Here is a 19,579-nt window from a genome sequence, read left to right on the forward strand (position 1 = left end):
CTTCACGATGCCAGCCAAACGATATTTCCAGAATGTCCGAAATAGCGAGCGGAAAGTTCGGGATTTCGGATTGACGCAATTTCAATAATTCCATATATCTGGATATATGGAAACTGAAGAAGCCGTTCTCGCGCTCGCCGCGCTCTCTCAATCGACCCGACTGGAGGCCTTCCGGACGCTGGTCAAGCACGAGCCCGACGGGCTCGCCGCTGGCGACCTCGCACGCCAGTTGGAAGTCCCGCCGAACACGCTTTCGGCCCATCTGTCGATCTTGACGCGTGCGCGGCTCGTCACCTCCGAGCGGCGCAGCCGTTCGATCGTCTACCGCGCCAACCTCGCCGAATTCCGCGACATTGCGGTTTTCCTGGTTCGGGATTGCTGCGGCGGGAGGCCAGAGGTTTGCGAGCCGGTCGTCGACAGCCTTCAAGCCTGCTGCTCGCCAAAGCGAAAGGAGCGAAGCCGTGCCTGACCAGATGTCCAACGTGCTGTTCCTATGCACCGGCAATTCGGCGCGCTCGATCCTCGCCGAGTCGATCCTTCGCAAGGACGGAGCCGGCCGTTTTCAATCCTTCTCCGCCGGCAGCACCCCGAAAGGGGCGGTCCACCCGCTGGCACTGCGCACGCTGGAAAGCTTGGACTATCCCGCCGACGGGATGCGTTCGAAGAGCTGGCTGGAGTTCGCCGCTCCCGATGCGCCGGTGATGGATTTCGTCTTCACGGTTTGCGACAACGCCGCCGGTGAGGCCTGCCCGATCTGGCCGGGACAACCGATGACCGCGCACTGGGGTATCGAAGACCCCGCCGCTGCCGAAGGCACCGATCTGGAGAAACAGGCGCAATTCATCACCGCGTTCCCCTACCTCAAGAATCGGATCGACACCTTTGTGAGCCTTCCGCTCCGGAATATCGACAAACTGTCCCTTGGTACCAGACTGCGCGAGATCGGCCGCTCCGCGGGTACAACACATTCAACGCCGAAGGCCGGCTGATGGACAGTTTCGATCTTCCGCGACGCCTCGCTGCCGAAGCGCTCGGCACGGGGATTCTCGTCGCCACGGTGGTCGGCTCCGGCATCATGGCCGAGACGCTGACCAAGGATATCGCCCTTGCGCTGCTGTGCAATACCTTGCCGACCGGGGCCATTCTGGTCGTCCTGATCACCGTGCTCGGCCCAATCTCCGGCGCGCATTTCAATCCCGCGGTCACGCTCGTCTTCACCGGCAAGCGCGAGCTGCCGGTGAATGAGGGTGCACTCTACATTCTCGCGCAGATCGCCGGTGGCGCCATCGGGACGATGGTGGCACACCTGATGTTCGCGCACCCCTTGATCGACCTGTCGATGAAGGTCCGGACCGGCGAAGCGCAATGGTTCGCGGAAGCGGTGGCCGCTTTCGGACTGGTCGCCACCATCCTCGCCGGCATCCGCTTCCAGCGTGCGGCGGTCCCCTGGCTCGTCGGGCTCTACATCACGGCCGCATATTGGTTCACGGCATCGACATCGTTTGCGAATCCGGCAGTCGCCATTGCGCGCTCGCTGACGAACACTTTTTCCGGCATTCGCATGGCTGATCTTCCCGGCTTCATTCTCGCTGAGCTCTGTGGCGCGATCGCCGGCATGCTGTTGATGAACTGGTTGCTCGGGCGCGACGCTGTGCGCGGCCCGGTTGCCGTTGCGGAGACCCGATCATGAGCGTCACGATCTATCACAATCCGGATTGCGGAACCTCGCGCAACACACTCGCCATGATCCGGCAGAGCGGCGCGGAGCCCGCTGTCATCGAATATCTCAAGACCCCGCCATCGCGCGAAACGCTCAAGCAGCTGATCGTATCGATGGGCATTCCGGTCCGCGCATTGCTGCGAGAGAAGGGCACGCCTTACAAGGAGCTCGGCCTCGCCGACCCCAAATGGACGGACGACGAGCTGCTCGACTTCATGATGGCGCATCCCATTCTCATCAACCGTCCGATCGTGGTAACGGCGAAAGGCACGCGCTTGTGCCGCCCCTCCGAAGCCGTGGTCGACCTCCTGAACAATCCCGTCGGGCGCTTCGTGAAGGAGGACGGCGAGGTGGTGGAAGCCAAATAGGCTCCCCCTCATTTGCGCTCCGGACATCGTTCCTAGTGGAGGATCTGGCTGAGGAAGCCCCTCGCCCGCTCAGTCCTCGGCGCACGGAAGAAGGTTTCGGGATCGGCCTCCTCGACGATCGACCCGCGATCCATGAAGACCATCCTGTCGGCAACTTCGCGGGCAAAGCCCATCTCGTGGGTGACGCAGACCATGGTCATCCCATCCCGCGCGAGCTCCACCATGATATCCAGCACCTCCTTGACCATCTCCGGGTCGAGCGCCGAGGTCGGCTCGTCGAACAGCATGATCTTCGGCTGCATGCACAGCGCACGCGCGATGGCTACGCGCTGCTGCTGGCCGCCGGAGAGCTGTCCGGGATATTTGCTCGCCTGATCGTGGATGCGCACCTTGCGCAAGAAACCGATCGCACGCTCCTGCGCCTCCGCGCGGGACAGGCCGCGCGCCTTCATCGGGGCCAGCATGCAGTTCTCGACGACCGAGAGATGCGGAAACAGGTTGAAGCTCTGGAACACCATGCCGACCTCACGGCGGACGCTGTTGATGTCGCTCATCCGGTCCGTCAACTCGACGCCATCAACGAAGATACGGCCGCCGTCATGCTTCTCGATATGGTTGATGCAGCGGATCAGGGTCGACTTGCCCGAGCCCGAGGGTCCGCAAAGGACGATCTTCTCGCCTGCCCCAACGCTGAGATTGATGTCATTCAGCGCAGTGAACCGGCCGAAGCGCTTCACCACGTTCTCTACGGCGACGATGGCCTGACATCGGCTCGTCTCGGTCACGACTGTCTCCTGAACCATCTTCATCTCCCAAAACCGCGTACGATTTCCTATCGGCGCATTCCGGCGATCGCATAGCGCTTGCGCAACAACGCAACGCATTGGGATGCCGCCGAACTGATGGCGAGATAGACCACGACGACCACGAGATACATCTCGACGAGACGGCCGTTGAGCTGCGCAAGCTTCGAGGCTGCGCCGAGCAGATCGGTGAGCGAGAGCACGTAGACCAGCGACGTATCCTGGAACAGGATGATGGTCTGGCTCAGGATGATCGGGCTCGCCACACGGAGCACCTGCGGCAGGATCACGCTTCGATACGTCTCGAAGGTGGACAAGGCGAGCGCCTGGCACGCCTCGAACTGCCCCCGGTTCACGGCGCGCAATCCGACGCGGATGATCTCGGAATAATAGGCCGCCTCGAACAGGCCGAAGGTGATGAAGGCCGTCCAGGTGGCACCGATCGGTACAGGACGGCCGTTGCCGGCGAGATGGCCGAGTACGATCGGCACCAGGAAGAAGAACCAAAACAGGACGAGGATCAGCGGGATCGAGCGGATCAAGGCGATGTAGCCGCGCACGACCTTCCCGATCACGGGTACTTCGAAGTGCTGCAACAGCGCGAAGCAGGTGCCGAGGATCATGCCGACCACGAACGCCACCGCGGTCAGCGCGAGCGAGAACAGCAATCCGGACCAGAGAAAGGGCCACGCCTGAAGAACGATCGAGAAATCGAGGCTGTTCATTTCGCGATCTCCATCCCCTCCGGCAAGGCGCCGGCCCGCTGGACGTCGTCGGCCAGGCTCGGCTCGATCGCATCCTCTGCCCGCGCGGTGCCGGGGATGCGCACGGCCCTGTCGATCAGTGCCATCGCCTGATAGGCAATCAGTGCCAGCGCGAGATAGATCAGGGTCGCGGCGCCGAAAGCCGTAAAGGTCTGAAATGTCGCTTCGCTGATCTGGCGCGCCTGCGCCGTGAGCTCCATCAACCCGATCGTGAGTGCAACCGAGGTGTTCTTGTAGATGCCCATCACCTCGCTGGTCAGGCTCGGCACGATCAAGCGCAGCGCCTGCGGCACGATGATGTGCCGATAGGTCAGATATCCGGTGAGCCCCAGCGCGTTGGCAGCCTCGACCTGCCCTTTCGGCAGGGCCTCGATCCCGGCACGAACCTGCTCGGCGATCCGGGCCGCGGTGTAGAGGCCCAGGCACACCAGCGCCGGGAAGAACGATCCCCACGGCGGCGGAATCTGCTTGATGGCGTCTCCGAGTGCGGACGGAAGGATCTCCGGCAAGACGAAGTACCAGAGAAACATCTGCGCCAGGACGGGGATGTTGCGGAATATCTCCACATACAGCCGCGCGAGCGCCGCGACGGCGCGGTTCTGCACGGTCCGGCCGATCCCGACGACGATCCCGACCGCGAAGGCGATCCACCAGCCGAAGAAAGCCAGGGCCAGGGTCCAGCCGAGCCCCGACAGCAGCCAGTCGATGTAGCGCTGGCCATCCGCCGTCTGTTCAAAAAGCACTGCGAACATGGCGAGCCTCGAAGCTCCGGATGCGAGAGAGGATCAGCTTATGGAAAATTCTCCACTGCCACGCCGGCTAGTCGACCGCGTCGCTGGGACGCGCGATCCGTTCCATGAGTTCGTCCGTGAGCGGGAAGGCGAGATTCTCCCCTTTCGGCGGGATCGGCCGGGTAAACCATTTGGCGTAGGTCTTCTCGAACTGGCCCGACGCCATCTGCTTCGATAGAACGTCGTCGACCAGCGCCTTGAAGCCGGCATCGCCCTTCGTGAACATCAGGCCATAATAGATCCTGGCGTAGCCCTCGGGGAGAAAGATCAACGCGTCGGGTTTCGGAGCCGCGGCCTTGAGGCCGGCGAGAAGGATATCGTCCTCCATGAAGGCGGCCGCGCGGCCGGTATTCAGCATCAGGAAGGATTCGGCATGGTCCTTCGCCTGGACGATGTTGAATCCGAGCTGCTCCTTCGCGTTCACGCCTTGCGCGAAGCCGACGGCATTGGAGCCCTGGGTCACGACGATCGTCTTGCCTTTCAGATCGGCGGCCGTCTTGAGACCGCCTTCGGCCTTGACCAGCCAGCGCGGCTGGCTGACGAAGGTGGCGACCGAGAACGAGACCTGCTCCTGCCGCTTCCTGTCGTTCGCCGTGCCGCCGCACTCGATGTCGACGGTGCCGCTTTGAATCAGCGGGATCCGGTTGGACGAATTCACCGGAGCATAATTGACCGTGAGATTGGGCAGGCCGAGTTCCGTCTTGATGCGCTCGACGATCGCCGCGCAGAGGTCCAGCGAGAAGCCGATCGGCTTCTGATCGGGACCGAGATACGAGAACGGAATGGAGGCCTCGCGGTGGCCGATGGTGATGGCCCCGCTCGATTTGATCTTGGCGAGCGTGGGACTGTCGGCCGCGATCGACGGTCCGGCGATGGCGCCGGCGACCGCGAGGCCGGACAGAACGCCCAATACACGCGCAAAACTTGTCATGTGCATTTCCCCTCCGAAGACAACGGCTAGGCGGCCCGCGATGACGGCTTCACGCCGCCCCGCTTGATGACATCGATCAGGCGATCGACGTCGGCGAAAGTGTTGAACATCCCGAACGACACGCGAATGCCGTCGCGCTCCGGTGACACGCGAACGCCATTCTGCTCGAAATGACCGAGCCATTCGGCAGCGGGAAGCGCGATGACATAGATGTGCGGCGCGCGGTGCTGCCGCTCGCGAGGACCGACGAGGCGAACATCCAGCGCATCGAGCCCCGCGATGAGATGGTCGCCGAGATCGAAGCAATGGTTCTGGATGTTCTGCACACCCAGCGCTTCGATCATGTCGAGGGAGGCACCGAGCGCGTGGATCGCCGGAAGATTGAAATTGCCGAGCTCGAAGCGACGCGCGCCCGTGGCGAGCTTGAGCCTGTCAGGCCGGGCGATGAGATCGGCGGGGACTTCCGCAAGGCTGGCGGCAGCGAGATAGACGGGCTCGAGCCCGGTCCTGGATTTGTCCCAGTAGAGGAGCCCGAGCCCCTGCGGCACGAGCAATCCCTTGTGGCTGCCGGACCCGATGAAGGTCGCGCGCATGGCTTTGGCATCGATCGGCACGACGCCGATCGCCTGCATCACGTCGACGACGAAATAGAGCCCCTTTTCCTCGCAGAGGGCGCCGATGCTTTCGATATCGAAGCGATGGCCGGCGTGGAAGGTCACCTGCGACATCGAGATCGCGCGCGTGCTCGCGTCGATGTACGGCCGCAGGCTTTCTGCGTTCACGATCTCCGTCATCGGCACGAAGTCGACCGTCACGCCCTTGCGTCGCAGATTGATGAACGCATAGGCGTTGTTCGGATGATCGCCGTGGATCATCAGGACCTTGTCGCCCGCTCGCAGCGGCAGCGCGTTGGCGGCGATGTTCATGCTTTCGGAGGTGTTCTTGGTGAATGCGATCTCGTCGGCCGCTGCGCCGAGAAACCGTGCCAGCTTTTCGCGGGTCTGCTCGACGCGCTCGAGCCACACGCTTTTCGGGCCCGCCGTCTCAAAGCCCTCGCGGAGAAAGAGATCAATCGCCGCCTTGACCGGGCGCGAGAGCGGCGTCTGGAAGCCGGAGTCGAGATAGGTGATCCGCTCGACAGCCGGAAATTCCTTCCGCACGGCATCGACGTCGTAATGGCGAGACATCCCACTCTCCCGATGAGCACACCCGGCAGTCATGGATGCGCTGCACAAATCCTGATCACCTCTCGGCGACGCCAACGATATGAGCAATCTGCTGGAACGGCCAAGCATAATTTTCATATTTCAATAGTATTTATTCCGAAAAATGATAATCATTTGATTATCAGATCAAGGATAGGCGGATGCCGCAACCCAATTCCGACGGACCACTCGACCGTGCATTCGCCATCGTTGGCTATGTCGCCGGGCAAATCAGAGCGGTCTCGGTCGCGGAAATCGCCAACGCGCTGGCTCTCCCGCTGCCGACCGCGCATCGCCTCATCGGGAATCTGGAGCAGCGCGGGCTTCTTCAGAAGGCCCTGGGAACGAAGCGCTACGTGGTCGGCAATCAACTGGTCACGCTGTCGGCCAAGGTCATCGGCGCAGCCTTCCGAACCGCGCGCCGGCACGCCGTGCTCCGCGCAGTCGCGGCTGAAATCGGCGAGCAATGCGAGATCGGTGTCGTGCGAGACAATGTCGTTGCTTACGTCGACAGCGTCCGCATATCGCAACCGCAAGGCCTTCAATTCAATCCGGGCGAAGCGGCCCCGCTTCACTGCACGTCGACCGGCAAGATCTACATGAGCCGTTTGCCGGGACGAGCCCGCGAGAAGCTGTGCCACGCACTCGCGCTGACCAAATACACCGAGACGACGATCATCGATGTCGAAAGCCTGATGAAGATCCTCGATGAGACGCGCAAACGCGGCTGGGCCAAGACCAATGAAGAGTATGTGCGCGGGGTCGTTGGCTGCGCCGTTCCGATCCTGTCTCCGGATCGCGAACTGATCGCATGCCTGGGCGTCTCCGTTCCCGTGGCCCGCGTGAGCTTCACTGAACTGGACCGGTTCATAGCGCCCCTCCAGAAAGCCGCAGCGCTGCTATCGGAGACGATCCTCGGAGACGACGAGGACGGCGCAAGCGATGCGCCCGAGGACGAGAAGCTCACTCGCTAGTCCACCGATACTCGCTTCTCCGGCTGAGCCATGTTCGGCGGTCGTCGCGGCCGACCAGCGCGCGGCGCCAGGTTGGGCTTCTATCTCTGGCTTGCCTGCCCGGTCCCGCTATTGCTTGCGGCACTCTTGAGGCCGGAAGGCCGGAAAGTTACTCCCGATAATGGCCTGAACGCAGGTCGGGCAAATTAGCAACACAACGTCACCATCGACCGACTGCCCCGTCGAACGGCCCGCGCGGATGTTGACGCGCTCATCCCCGGATGCCAGTTTCGTGATCGGTAGTGTCCGCAAGGACTCTTCAAGGGAATGCGGTGCGTCCACCTCAGTGGGCAATTCCGCGGCTGCCCCCGCAACTGTAGGCGGATAGCCGACGACCAAACGAACCACTGGAGCCCCGCTTGGGCCTCTGGGAAGGCGGTCGAAGGCGATGACCCGCGAGCCAGGAAACCTGCTGCCAGCCATGGTCACGCGCGAACGCATTGGGCGGGGTGCCCTGATGTCGGACAAGTAGCCTGTGCATCTGCCGCCTGGGGCGAAGGCAGACTGCTAAGGCAACCGCGGTGACGGTTTGTTTGCGTCGCCGCAGAGCGTTGTCGTGCAACATCTTCATTTCGGTACCGGCATTGCGCCGGAGTCTTCGCGTGTCCGTATCGGCATCGCACAGGGGCGAACGGGCCATCTGGCTGCCCTGCTCGGCTTGCTGGTCTCGACGTCCCTGTCCTCGGTGGCGACGGCGCAGACCGCGACCCGCGGCTCGTCGCAGGAAGTCGGTCCGGTGATCGTCTCTCCGCCCACTTCCAAGCCGGCCCGCGCTATCGGTCCCGACGGTCAGAGATCACGCACGGCACGCCGCGCCACGGGGCGCAACCGCGCCGCTGCGGTCGTTCCTGCGCCTCGCCCTTCAAGCGCCCCGGTGCAAACGCCGCTGAACACGGCCGCCGTCACCGATGTCGGCTCCCGGCTCGGCATCACGGCGCGGGAGATGCCGGCGACCGTCGAGGTCATAAGTCAGCGGACGATGCAGGATCTGGGCATCCGGACCACGACCGACGTCGCCAAGGCTGCAGTCGGTGTCACCGGCGGCGATGCGCCCGGCGCGCCTGCCATCTTCTCGATGCGTGGCTTTTCCGGCGACCAGATCTCTACGCTCTACAACGGCATCCCGATCGGGCCGTCGACCATGACCGGCCGTCCCATGGACGTGGCTGGCCTCCAGCAGGTCGAGATCATCAAGGGACCGGACTCGCTCGTAGCGGGCCTCGGCGCGACCGGCGGCGCCATCAACTACGTGAACAAGGTGCCGCATACCGGGCCTGTTATCAACGACGCCTTCACGTCCTACGATTCCTTCAACGGCTATCGCGCCGGTTACGGATCGGGCGGCAGCACGCTGATCAACGGCCTCGACTACCGCTTTGACATCAGCCATTTCAACAACAAGGGCTTTATCGACGACACCTATTCGAAGCTCAGCAACGTCTCGGGCCAGCTGAACTATCGCGTCAACGAGAACCTGAAGATCTGGGGCGCGGCCGAATACAGGCAGGACAACGACCGCTTCTATTGGGGAACGCCGCTGGTGCCCGCGAACGCGCCGGGCGTCGTGCCGACGAACGGCATCGTGTCCGGTCGGTGGAGTAACTATTACCTCGGCGGCGGCACGCCGGTCCCGGTCACCATCGACGCGCGCACGCTGACCACGAACTACAACGTGCTCGACAATCACAGTGGCGCCGGCGAGCTCTGGCTGCGCAGCGGCTTTCAATGGGACATCACCAACAACGTCTCGCTGAAAAGCCAGGTCTATGGCTATGACGCCCACCGGCACTGGTTCAACAACGAGATCTCGTCGTTCGACCAGACCGTTGGCAATTTCGCAGGCGCGCAGAGCATCTATCGCGAACGCCTGGCGCTGGATCACGCCCAGCGGCTCTACGGCAACATCACCGACCTCACCGTCAATTCCAACGTCGGCGGAATGGACAATCGCTTCGTCGCCACCGTGGCGGCGAGCAGCAACCAGTTCAACGTCTCGCAAGACACGCTGTTCTTCAATGACTACGTCGACCTCCTCAACCCGGATCGCGGCCTCTACGGCCCGCGCAGCGACGAGAAGATCTACACGCATCTCGACACTGCCTCGCTGTCGTTCGAGGACCGGCTCAAGCTGACCTCGACCTTCGCGCTGATCGGCGGCATCCGTTTTGAGAATATCGAGCTATCGCGGACCCGCTTCGACGAGAATGGCCTCCTGAAAGCCAACTATCCTTTCTCGAAGACGTTCAATCCGGTCACCGGACGCATCGGCTACACCTGGGACATCGCGCCCGGCGTGATGCTTTACAGCCAGTACGCGACGGCAGCCGACCCGACGGTGGCGAACATCTTCATCCTCAGGCCCACCACGCCGCTGTTGCTGACGACGTCGCGAACCTACGAGACCGGCGTGAAGCTGCTGTCGGCCGACAAGCGCGCGGAGGCCACGTTCTCGGCCTTCGACATCGAGCGCAAGAACGTCTACGTCCCCGAAAGCGGCATCCTCTTCAACGTCGCCGGCAAGATCGCCTCCAAGGGCGTCGAGATCGCCGCCGCGGTCAATCCGGTCGCAGGCCTGAAGCTATGGGGCAACGTCGCCTTCGTGCAGTCGCGCTTCATCGACTTCACCTATGTCGACGGCAATGGCGACTTCCAGTCCTACTCGGGCAAGACGCCGCCCAACGTTCCGAACTTCATCGCCAATGCCGGCGCGTCCTACCGATTCGACACGAAGCTGCCGGTGGAGATCGGCGGCCTCGTCCGTCATGTCGGCGACCGCTTCAACTTCCAGGATAATCTGGTCACGATGAACGCCTACACGATCTTCGACGCATACGCGTTCGTCGATATCCCAAAAGCCTATTTCCCGGGCGTCGACCAGACCCGGATCAGCTTTCGCGTCAAGAACCTGACCAACAAGCTTTACGCGGCGTGGGGCGATCCCGGCTATCCCGACCAGATCATCCTGGGCGCGCCGCGCAGCTACGAGGTCGCGGCTTCGTTCAAATGGTAGTCGCGGATCACCTTGCCCTGGCAGTGGCAGGAGTTGTCACGCGACAGTAGGACGCAATCGCAAATCGATTGCGCCGTTGAAGCCGCAGGTCTCGAGAGCTATCGATCAGCGAAACCTCACTTCCATCGGGAGGAACGCATGAGCACCATCACCGGCGGTTGTCACTGCGGCGCGATCCGCTATCAGGTCGAGGGCGAAGCGATCGTGCATGCGCTGTGTCACTGCCGCGATTGCAGGCTTCACGCGGGCGCTCCTGTCGTCGGCTGGACGATGTACGCGGACGATGCCGTCAAGGTGACCAAGGGCGAGCCCAAGGTGTATCACTCCTCGGAACATGCCCGGCGGCACTTTTGCGGCGACTGCGGAACCGGCCTGTTTTATGTCAATGCCGACATGTTGCCCGGGGTCATCGACGTCCAGAGCGCGACCTACGACGATCCCGATGCCGTACCGGCGACGATGCACATCCAGGTCGCAGAGCGCCTTGGATGGATGGAGCGCGCGCACGAACTGCCGACATTCGACCGCTATCCTCCGCCACCGTAGCGACGCGCGCGAAGCGTTCGCCGTCTGGATGGAACCGCACAAACACCATCTTGCAACGGCCGGACGATCTCACGTACATTGATCGGCGTGGGGACGAAGCAGACTCCCCGTGAGACCTCGGTCCAAGCTCTGCGCAGCACGCCATTCGTGGAGCTTGCGCATGGATACCGAACGCCACTCTCCTCTCCGCCATACCGTTGCCATCCTCTCCCGCGGCGACGCTGCCGCGCGCCGGGACGCGACGGCGCAAAACAGCCGCTTCGTCCGCGTTTTCGAAGCACTCGGCGCAGTCGGCATCGACGCCCGGCCGGTGATCTACGACGAGAGTTTCGCCGACGCCGTCCGCGATCAACTGCTCGCCGTCGATGGCGTGCTCGTCTGGGTCGATCCGATCCATCAGGGCAAGACGCGCGAGGCTCTCGACCCGATGCTTCGCGAGGTTGCTGCGCAAGGGCCATGGGTGAGCGCCCATCCCGACGTGATCCTGAAGATGGGCGTCAAGGACGTGCTCTACCGAACGCGTCATCTCGGCTGGGGGGCCGACACGTATCGCTATGACACCGCCGCAAGCTTCCGCGCCGAATTTCCCTCGCGCCTTCAGGCGAACGGTCCGCGCGTGCTCAAGCAAAATCGCGGCAACGGAGGCCAAGGCGTGTGGAAGATCGAGGCGCTGGCAAACACGGATTCAGTGGTTCGGATACTCCATGCCCAACGCGGCAGCATGCCCGAGGACGTGCCGCTCGATGCCTTGCTCGCCCGCTGCGAACCGTATTTCGGCTGGGGCGGCTGCATCATCGATCAGCCATTCCAACCCCGCCTGCCCGACGGCATGATCCGCTGCTACATGAGCGGCGCCAAGGTCGCGGGCTTTGGGCAGCAGCGGATCAAGGCCCTGATCCCGCCGCCGCCGGAAGGCCCCGACGCACCCGAGGCGCAGCCGGGCCCACGGATCATGCACGGACCCGATGCTTCGCAATTCCAGGCGCTCCGAAGATCGATGGAGGACGAATGGACGCCGCAGATGATGGATACGCTCGACCTCGACGAACCGTCGCTGCCGGTGATCTGGGACGCGGATTTCCTGTATGGACCACGGAATGCGGCCGGCGCGGATACGTACGTCCTGTGCGAAATCAACGCGAGCTCCTGCTTCGCGATTCCCGACGAGGCGCCGGCGGCGATCGCGCGAACAGTGGGGCAGCGCTTGCTCCGGACTCGCGAGGTGCGTTCGGGCGCATAGCGGGACAGCGGGATACCGCGATAGCATCCGACACTAATGCGTCCCGCAGCGACAGCTCTCGTAATCGGCGGGATCATGGCTGTTGACGATCCTCACGCGGTCACCGTGGTTCAGCTTCAGCGCGCGCAGCCGCGCCTGGTTGGCCATCCGCATGCCCCGGTCCATGTCGCCCTTGCGCTGGAAATAGCCGAGCATCAGCGGCACGCGCGGCGATGCGTCGAGCTGGGCGTGGTGGAAATAGCTGTCGCCGGCATGCAGCAGCCATTTGTCACCTGATCGCACCGCGATACCGCAATGACCGAGCGTGTGGCCGGCGAGCGGGATCATCAGGATGTCCGCCTCCTTGTCGCCAAGCGCGCGCACGCCCTTGAAGCCGAACCAGTCCTCGCCGGCGTCGTCGTAGAACTTCCAGCCCGGTCCGTGGCTCCACTGCCCGGTGACGTAGCGCCCTTCGGGCGGCGCGGGCTTGCGCAGCACCGCCATGTCGTATTCGGCGCGATGGACGTGGATCGCGGCGCGGGGAAAGTCCGACACACCGCCGGCGTGGTCGCGGTCGAGATGCGTCAGCAGCACGTGACGCACGTCGCCGGGTGAATAGCCGAGCGCCTTCACGTGCTCGAACGCCGTCTCCGCCGGATCGAGCCTTGGCACCGTCTGCCGTAGCCATCGCCGGCCGAGCCGGCCGGGCACCGCGATATCGCCGAGGCCGATGCCGGTGTCGACCAGAGCGAGTCCGTCCCGGGTCTCCACCAGCAGGCAGTGGCAGACCAGGCGCGCGCGCTGGAACAGGCCGCCGGTGCCGTTCACCAGGCGGCGGCCCATCGGGCACATCGTGCCGGTGTTGAGATGGTGGATCTTCATCGCGCGTCCCTGCCTGTTGTGTGCAGGGCGTTCTTGCCACCGGCCAATCCATAGGTAAAATATCGAATATTGATAGTATCTCTAGGTTTATCCTATGGACATCCGCGAGCTTCGTTATTTCGCCGCCGTCTACCGCGAACGCAATTTGACCGCCGCGGCGCGCGCGTGCTTCGTGTCGCAGCCGTCGATCTCGACCGCGATCACCAATCTGGAGGCCGAGCTCGGCACCACGCTGTTCATCCGGCACAAGAAGGGCGTCGCGCCGACCGCCTCGGCCGAGCAGTTTCATGCGCTGGCCCGCCGCATCATCGACGAGGCGGACGCCGCACGCAGCCTGTTCAGGAAGCCGAGTACGAGGACCAATGTGACGCTGGGCCTGATGCGCACGCTCGACGTGCCCCGGACGATCGCGCTCTTGAAGCCGCTGACGGCGCGCAGCGACATCGCGCTCCGCCTCGTCGGCAGCGACGAGCGCGCCGATGCGCGGATCATTGCGAAGACCATGCTGCGCGACGACGAACATTTCGTGCCGCTGTGGAGCGAGCGTTATGTCGCCGCGCTGCCGCCGTCACATCCGCTGACGCTGAAGGAGAAGCTCCGCGCCGCCGATCTCGCCGAGGTCCCGCTGATCGACCGCTGCCATTGCGAGCAGAGCGCATTCTTCGGCCGCAGCGCGCAGCGGCGCCAGACGGCCGCGATCGCGCAATCGGAGGACTGGGCGATGGCGCTGGTCGCCGCCGGCGTCGGCATCGCCATCGTCCCGGAAGGCGTGGCGAAGGGCAATCCGGACGTCGCGATCAGAGAGATCGAGGTCAAGGTCGGGCGCGAGGTTGGGCTGGCCTATCGTGCCTCAGTGCCGCTGGCCGATGCGCTGAAGGATTTTGTTGCGAAGCTTCAGAGGCAGCGAAAGGTCGATCGGACTCCAGGCCGGCGCGTTGCGCGCAAAGCGCCTAGCCCTTCGAGACGACCGCGCGGCCGTAAGGCGGCTGGCTCATGACCGGCGGATGGGCGGTCTGGGCTGCGAGCTCGCCGATCAGGCGGTCGGCATCGGCCGCCAAACCGTCGGGCGCCTGGATCACCAGACGCTCGAGCGCCCAGCGATAGGACGAGATGCGCTGCTCCAGGCACTGCTGCACCCACTGCACGATCAGCGAGTTCTCCTGCATGCGCGCGACCGCATCGTCCCTCTCCCTCGGCGAGAGCTCGGAGACGCGCGCCATGCTGGCATCGCGCTTCCTGTCGAGATCGATGACGCGGATCGCGGAGGCGAAGAACGGCTCGAAGCGGGTGATGTCGTTGCGGACGTCCTCGATCAGCTGCGCATAGCGCGAGGAATGCGAGCGGTGCGGCTCGTCGATCAGCGTACGGCCGTACATGGTGCGGTCGAACACGATCCTCTGCCGCCAGGGCGAGGGCAGCGGCTTGTAGTCGCCGAACACGCTCTTCCAGGCCGGGCGCGACAGCGGCGGCTCGATCATGGGATAGGCGAGGTCGCGTAGCTGGCGCTCCGCGTCGGTGAGCTGGAATTGCGAGGACTGCAGGCCGACGCTGGAGGTGACCTCCGCGCCCAGCCAGCGATGCATGTCGTCGCTGCGCATGTCAGCGCGGGTGCGGCCGAAATCGCCGCCGCTACACGCGCCGAGCGCCGCGCCAACGAGTGCGAGCAGGACGGCCGTTACGGCGGTGCGGATCTGGCGGCTGGCATCCGGCATTGCAAAAGCCGGATGCTAGCGGCGACGACGACGGCGCCCCGGCGCTGTGCCCTGCTCCGGCCCGCGATCGCCGCTGGTTTCGTCCGTCTCGCGCTCGATACGGATCACGGGGAGGATCAGAATCGTTCCCGTTTCCGTGCGCGGCGTGGCATCCCCCGACGAGCCTGCCCGGCGACCGGCCGGAAATTCGATAATGGTCCCCATATCAGCTCTCTATCAATTGCCGCGCGACCCGGCGCACTCGTGCAACATGCATTCATTAAGATCAGTTCATGGTTAACGGGATGTAAACGCCCCTTCCGGACCGTAGCCGCACGGGCCCGGCCGGACGTCCCGTTGCGGCACGAAATCGCCCTGAATTACGGGAGGAACTTCACGGCTCGTTTTCCTTAACGAGCCTTTAAAGGAACCTGCAGTAGGCTGGCGGTGAGTATCTTTTCCAGGTCGCGTATCTCTCCATGACCAAGTCGCTGTTTCCCGGATTCGACGGGCTGATGAGCCTCTCCCGTCGCGAGGGCGTCGATGTTCGCCCGACGCTGCTGCGCGTGCTGACGGACCTTTATGTCCAGGCACCCACCCACAGCGACGACGAGCAGCGGCAATTCGTCGAGCTCGCCACACGATTGATCGACCAGGTCGACGATGCGACGCGCGCGGCCGTCAAGGCGAAGCTCGCGATCTACGCACAGACGCCCGTCCCGGTCCTGCAGAAACTCGGGCTGGTCGCCGCCCAGGAAGGCCGCAGGGTTCCGCTCGCACGCGAAATTCGGAGCTCCCCGCAGGCGGCTTCACCTGCCCGCACGCCGACCGACGCCGAGTTGCGCATGGCCGCCAACATGGCGATGCAGCCGAAGGAAGCGGCCGAGATCCACGACATGTTCTTCCGCGCCGATGCGAGCCAGCGCGCGCTGATCCTGCACAATCTGGCGCAGACCCCGCTAAAGGCCGCGCCGCGGATTCCGACCGTGCGCGCCAGGCGCGCGATCCAGATCCTGGAGATGGCGGCGATCGCCAATGATTTCGAGAATTTCACCTACGAGCTCGGCGACAGCCTGATCCTGCCGTCGCGCGTCGCAGCGCAGATCGTCGACGATGCCGGCGGCGAAGCACTCGCGGTCGCCGCACGCGCGCTCGACATGCCGAGCCCGAACTTCCAGCGCATCCTGCTGTTCTTCAAGCCGGAGATCGGGTCGTCGGTCGATGCGGTGTACCGGTTGTCGCGGCTCTACGACCGGCTCAGCGACCGCTCCGCGCTGGTGATGCTGGCGGCCTGGCGCGGCTCGACGCTCGCCGTCACGCGCGCAAAATACCAGTCCTCGCTGCATGACGGCGAACGCCAGCGCGCGCGTGCGGGCGCCCACCAGACGCGGCCGGGCGCGCAGCCGGGCTCCGCGCCTGCGGTGCGGACGGGCACCGACGGATCGGACAGCTAGGTCTTCGCCAGTTCGAGGAAATGCCGCCCCGTGCGGTCCTCGGTCTCGACGATCCAGGCATCCGGATCGAAGCGGATTTCCTTGCTCAGCCGTTCCTCGATGGTGTGCTCCGGCAGGGGCTGCTGCGCGACCGGCACGAAGAAGCGATCGACCGGGCGGCCGTCGTCATAGACGGTCTGCGGCGCCGGCGCGTACAGCATCGCATTGCCGTCGAGCAGCGACACCTTCACGAATACCGCCCCCGCCTCCTCGGCACCGCGACGACGCACGGCACCGAACACGCCTTCGGTCTGACACCGGCGCAGGTAGGCGGAGACCCAGATGTTTGATTTCAAACGCATGAAGGGCACGATAGGCCAGCGCTGCATTCAGCACCAGCCTTCGCACGACAATGACGCTTATTCGACCGGATGGCCGATCGCGGCTCCGAGCTCGCGCAGCAGGCGGTCGGACACCTGACCCGTCACCTGCATCTTGTGTTCGCGCTCGAATTTCTGGATCGCGGACTGGGTCTCGGCACCCATCGTGCCCGTGATCTTCAAATTGCCGTAGCCGTATTCGGACAGCGCGCGCTGCACGCCGGCGATACGTCGTGCGGCCGGGCTCTGCTGCACGGGAATCGGCGCCGGCGGACGCGCGATGGCGACGGAAGGCGGCGCCGACGCCGTCTGCTTGACCAGATTGGTCATCGGATCGCCCGAGCGCTGCGTCGATGCCGTCGCCTCGACCGGCTTCTCCGGGGCCTTCTCGGCGGCACGCTCGGCGGGTTTGGGCTCGGCGCGGAACTCCGTCGCTCTCGGCTCCAGCGGCGACGTATCTGCGCCGACGGGGCGCGGACGCGGCAGGGGGTTCGACAGCGGCACGGACGATGGCGCGGGAAGATTGATCACCGTGCCGAACATCGGCGCCGGATGACGTCCGGTCTGAAGGAACAGCGCGTTCGCAACGATCGCGCTGACTGCGGCGACGGCGACGAGACCGGCCAGCGTATCCTTGGGACTGTGCAGCAGGATGCGCATCGCAAGATTGCGCTCGGTCTCGACATCGATGACCGCGGCCTTGGCGCCACGGCGGCGCGGAGCGGCTTCGTCCTTGGCAGACTTCTTAGGCACTTTTCTTCACCAGCGCGGGTTGGTCGTGAGATTGGTCCTGAAGCTCCTGGCGCAGCACCGGCGTCAGCGTCGCGATCTTGCTCTCGGCGGGCCTGACCTGCGGCGGCGTGTAGACCAGCGGCAGCTTGACGGTGACGGAGGTGCCCTCGCCGAGCCTGCTTTGTACAGTCAATTCACCGAGATGCAACGCCACCAGACTCTTCACGATCGAAAGTCCGAGACCCGTGCCTTCATGGCGGCGCTGATAGGTCTTTCCGGCCTGGAAGAACGGCGCGCCGATGCGCTTGAGATCATCCGCCGCGATGCCGACGCCGGTGTCGCTGATGCGCAGCGTGAGCTGCGAGCCCGACACCGCGGCTGATACGGAGACCTGACCGCCGCGCTCGGTGAACTTGATGGCGTTGGCGACGAGATTGAGCACGATCTGCTTGAAGGCGCGCGGATCGCCGGTCATGACAGGCAGGTCCTGCGGCGCATCGGTGATGAGGTCGATGCCGTTCTCCCGCGCCTTCAGCGCCAGCAGATTGCAGCAATGCAACAGAGAGGCGCGCGGCGCGAACGGCTCCGACGCAATCTCGAAATTGCCCGATTCCATCTTGGACATGTCGAGGATGCCGTTGACGACCGACAACAGATGCTGGCCGGAATCGTTGATGAGCTGGGCGTATTCCTTGCGCTGGGCCGCACCCAGCATCAGGGTCTGCTCCTGCGCGATCATCTCGGAGAAGCCGATGATGGCGTTGAGCGGCGTGCGCAGCTCGTGGCTCATGGTGGCGAGGAAGCGCGTCTTGGCGGCATCGGCCGCCTCGGCGGCGCTGCGGGCCTCATCGAGCGCCTGCTCGCCGAGCTTGCGATCGGTGACGTCGCGCATCACGCCGACGACTTCTGCTTCGCGCGTGACATCACGGTGAAGATTCTGATCGAGCGGCCGGCAGCGCATCTCGACCCAGATGAAATCGACTTGAGCGCGCTCGGAGCCGAAGGGTTCCCGCCGCAGCCGGAACTCGACGCTGCGCACGTCGCCGCGCGCGGCATCGGAGAGCGCGGTGAGATAGGCCGGCCGATCGGCGACATGGACGCGGTCGAACAGGCCGTGGCCGAGCAATTGCGCGACGGGCATGCCGAGCATCGCCTCAGCCGCCGGCGAGATGAATTGCACCGCGCCGTTGCGCTGATGCCGGGAAATGACGTCGCTCATGTTGCGCGCGAGCAGACGATAGCGTTCTTCCTCGCGCGACAGCAGCGTGACGCTGGTGCGTGCGAGCGACTCGGCGCCGAAGGCGAGGCCCGCGGCATAGAGCGTCGCCGAGGCGACGCCGAACGCCATCAGCACGCCGCGTTCTGCGGCGCTGCCGTCTCCAGCCGGCAGCCAGCCGAGCTGGCTGACGAGGATCAGGACGCTGGCGCAGGACAGCGCAAGCAGGGAGGCAAAGGCCGCGACCCGGCGCGAGGCCGACAACGCGGCTTCCAGGGGAACCACGACCAGCCAGATCGCGGCGAATGATTCGATGCCGCCGGTGGTGCCGGCAATCGCCATGATCAGGCCGGCGAGCGCCAGCGACGACAGCACATGGGCGCCTTCATAGCGGCCGGTGCGCGACAGGAACCATGACAAGAGGATGGGGGCGATCAGCCACGCAAAGGCAGCGACCTCGATCGCGCTCGGCGCGCCGCGCATGGCGAGATAGACCGGGAATGCGGCAAAAGCTGCCAGGCTGCCCAGCAGCCGCGGCGCCATGAAGGCACGATGCCGCGCTCGCGTCAGCGCGTCATAACGCGCGGAAGGATGCAGCAGCGCATCGAGACAATCGCGGATGATACTCAAAACTGTCACGGGTCTCGCGCTTCGGCTCACTCGTCTGAGAAGACGCGCCGGAACGCCTCCTTATCGTTGAGCTACCGTGTCAGAGCGACCTTAAACGAGTGCTAAGGCAATGCGGCCCGCCGCCGGACACCGCGTCATCGCGGAGATTTTTAGGCGATTTGACCATGTCATCATCGGGGATGGTGAACACAGGGTTTCACCGCCCCCCACATGGTTTCGAAATGGTGGATATGCGACCCCCGGGC

21 protein-coding genes and 1 riboswitch are annotated in these 19,579 nt (G+C 64.4%); of the genes, 10 read left to right on the forward strand and 11 right to left on the reverse strand.

Annotated elements, in window-relative coordinates; translation table 11 throughout:
* The first annotated feature begins 106 nt into the window (after positions 1-106).
* From JQ627_RS03985 to arsC, 4 genes are read left to right on the forward strand one after another with little or no spacing between them, the layout of a single operon-like run.
* The gene (locus JQ627_RS03985) at positions 107-469 is read left to right on the forward strand and encodes a helix-turn-helix transcriptional regulator (RefSeq protein ID WP_212482832.1); all 363 of its coding nucleotides are present in this window, start codon (positions 107-109) and stop codon (positions 467-469) included.
* Complete coding sequence (locus JQ627_RS03990; protein ID WP_212482833.1) at positions 462-989, forward strand: arsenate reductase ArsC; 528 nt, start codon at positions 462-464, stop codon at positions 987-989. Before JQ627_RS03985 ends, JQ627_RS03990 begins: the two co-directional genes overlap by 8 nt.
* Entirely contained in the window at positions 989-1,690 is a 702-nt protein-coding gene (locus JQ627_RS03995; protein WP_212482834.1) for an MIP/aquaporin family protein, read from the forward strand. The genes JQ627_RS03990 and JQ627_RS03995 overlap by 1 nt, the downstream gene beginning before the upstream one ends.
* Positions 1,687-2,088 (forward strand): arsenate reductase (glutaredoxin), encoded by a 402-nt coding sequence (gene arsC, locus JQ627_RS04000; protein ID WP_212482835.1) that lies wholly within the window; start codon positions 1,687-1,689, stop codon positions 2,086-2,088. Before JQ627_RS03995 ends, arsC begins: the two co-directional genes overlap by 4 nt.
* Positions 2,089-2,120: 32 nt before the next feature.
* On the opposite strand, the gene JQ627_RS04005 is transcribed toward arsC, so the two are convergent.
* From JQ627_RS04005 to JQ627_RS04025, 5 genes are all read right to left on the reverse strand, one after another.
* The gene (locus JQ627_RS04005) at positions 2,121-2,891 is read right to left on the reverse strand and encodes an amino acid ABC transporter ATP-binding protein (protein WP_249142843.1); all 771 of its coding nucleotides are present in this window, start codon (positions 2,889-2,891) and stop codon (positions 2,121-2,123) included.
* Between the two features lie 29 nt (positions 2,892-2,920).
* Positions 2,921-3,616: an amino acid ABC transporter permease gene (locus JQ627_RS04010; protein WP_212482836.1), complete on the reverse strand. Its 696-nt coding sequence runs from the start codon at positions 3,614-3,616 to the stop codon at positions 2,921-2,923.
* Positions 3,613-4,407 carry an amino acid ABC transporter permease gene (locus JQ627_RS04015; protein ID WP_212482837.1) on the reverse strand — a complete coding sequence of 265 codons (795 nt, stop codon included), beginning with the start codon at positions 4,405-4,407 and terminating at the stop codon, positions 3,613-3,615. Before JQ627_RS04015 ends, JQ627_RS04010 begins: the two co-directional genes overlap by 4 nt.
* A gap of 67 nt (positions 4,408-4,474) precedes the next feature.
* Entirely contained in the window at positions 4,475-5,383 is a 909-nt protein-coding gene (locus tag JQ627_RS04020; protein ID WP_212482838.1) for a transporter substrate-binding domain-containing protein, read from the reverse strand.
* Between the two features lie 20 nt (positions 5,384-5,403).
* Positions 5,404-6,564, reverse strand: a complete 1,161-nt coding sequence (locus tag JQ627_RS04025; RefSeq protein ID WP_212482839.1) for an aminotransferase class V-fold PLP-dependent enzyme — start codon at positions 6,562-6,564, stop codon at positions 5,404-5,406.
* Between the two features lie 179 nt (positions 6,565-6,743).
* On the opposite strand from JQ627_RS04025, the gene JQ627_RS04030 reads away from it, so the two are divergent.
* The 4 genes from JQ627_RS04030 to JQ627_RS04045 all read left to right on the forward strand — a co-directional run bounded on the left by JQ627_RS04030 (position 6,744) and on the right by JQ627_RS04045 (position 12,391).
* Positions 6,744-7,556 carry an IclR family transcriptional regulator gene (locus tag JQ627_RS04030; protein WP_212482840.1) on the forward strand — a complete coding sequence of 271 codons (813 nt, stop codon included), beginning with the start codon at positions 6,744-6,746 and terminating at the stop codon, positions 7,554-7,556.
* Positions 7,557-7,818: 262 nt separating this feature from the next.
* Positions 7,819-8,027, forward strand: a riboswitch (cobalamin riboswitch).
* A 124-nt stretch (positions 8,028-8,151) separates the two neighbouring features.
* Complete coding sequence (locus tag JQ627_RS04035) at positions 8,152-10,605, forward strand: TonB-dependent receptor domain-containing protein (RefSeq protein ID WP_312015727.1); 2,454 nt, start codon at positions 8,152-8,154, stop codon at positions 10,603-10,605.
* A 138-nt stretch (positions 10,606-10,743) separates the two neighbouring features.
* Positions 10,744-11,151 (forward strand): GFA family protein, encoded by a 408-nt coding sequence (locus JQ627_RS04040; RefSeq protein ID WP_212482841.1) that lies wholly within the window; start codon positions 10,744-10,746, stop codon positions 11,149-11,151.
* 160 nt (positions 11,152-11,311) lie between these two features.
* On the forward strand, positions 11,312-12,391 hold the full coding sequence (locus JQ627_RS04045) for a Cj0069 family protein (RefSeq protein WP_212482842.1): 1,080 nt from the start codon (positions 11,312-11,314) through the stop codon (positions 12,389-12,391).
* Positions 12,392-12,424: 33 nt separating this feature from the next.
* Here the strand turns inward: JQ627_RS04045 and JQ627_RS04050 are convergent, their stop codons facing one another.
* A complete protein-coding gene (locus JQ627_RS04050; RefSeq protein ID WP_212482843.1) occupies positions 12,425-13,252 on the reverse strand; it encodes an MBL fold metallo-hydrolase in 828 nt (275 codons plus the stop codon).
* Between the two features lie 94 nt (positions 13,253-13,346).
* Here JQ627_RS04050 and JQ627_RS04055 point away from each other — a divergent pair, with 94 nt between their 5' ends.
* On the forward strand, positions 13,347-14,249 hold the full coding sequence (locus JQ627_RS04055; protein WP_212482844.1) for a LysR family transcriptional regulator: 903 nt from the start codon (positions 13,347-13,349) through the stop codon (positions 14,247-14,249).
* On the opposite strand, the gene JQ627_RS04060 is transcribed toward JQ627_RS04055, so the two are convergent.
* The gene (locus JQ627_RS04060; RefSeq protein ID WP_212482845.1) at positions 14,203-14,964 is read right to left on the reverse strand and encodes a hypothetical protein; all 762 of its coding nucleotides are present in this window, start codon (positions 14,962-14,964) and stop codon (positions 14,203-14,205) included. The two genes, JQ627_RS04055 and JQ627_RS04060, sit on opposite strands and share 47 nt — an antisense overlap.
* Positions 14,965-14,979: 15 nt before the next feature.
* A complete protein-coding gene (locus tag JQ627_RS04065) occupies positions 14,980-15,168 on the reverse strand; it encodes a hypothetical protein (RefSeq protein ID WP_212482846.1) in 189 nt (62 codons plus the stop codon).
* A gap of 254 nt (positions 15,169-15,422) precedes the next feature.
* Between JQ627_RS04065 and JQ627_RS04070 the strand changes: the two genes are divergently transcribed.
* A complete protein-coding gene (locus JQ627_RS04070; protein WP_212482847.1) occupies positions 15,423-16,397 on the forward strand; it encodes a DUF2336 domain-containing protein in 975 nt (324 codons plus the stop codon).
* Here the strand turns inward: JQ627_RS04070 and JQ627_RS04075 are convergent.
* The 3 genes from JQ627_RS04075 to JQ627_RS04085 are packed head-to-tail and all read right to left on the reverse strand — an operon-like array spanning position 16,394 to position 19,343.
* Positions 16,394-16,738 (reverse strand): DUF1491 family protein, encoded by a 345-nt coding sequence (locus tag JQ627_RS04075; protein WP_212482848.1) that lies wholly within the window; start codon positions 16,736-16,738, stop codon positions 16,394-16,396. The two genes, JQ627_RS04070 and JQ627_RS04075, sit on opposite strands and share 4 nt — an antisense overlap.
* Before the next feature lie 57 nt (positions 16,739-16,795).
* Positions 16,796-17,509 (reverse strand): peptidoglycan-binding domain-containing protein, encoded by a 714-nt coding sequence (locus JQ627_RS04080; RefSeq protein ID WP_212482849.1) that lies wholly within the window; start codon positions 17,507-17,509, stop codon positions 16,796-16,798.
* Positions 17,502-19,343, reverse strand: coding sequence for a PAS domain-containing sensor histidine kinase (locus JQ627_RS04085; protein ID WP_212482850.1), 1,842 nt, complete (start codon positions 19,341-19,343; stop codon positions 17,502-17,504). The genes JQ627_RS04080 and JQ627_RS04085 overlap by 8 nt, the downstream gene beginning before the upstream one ends.
* Positions 19,344-19,579 lie beyond the last annotated feature (236 nt).

The organism is Bradyrhizobium liaoningense, assembly GCF_018130785.1.
Lineage (GTDB): Bacteria > Pseudomonadota > Alphaproteobacteria > Rhizobiales > Xanthobacteraceae > Bradyrhizobium > Bradyrhizobium liaoningense_A.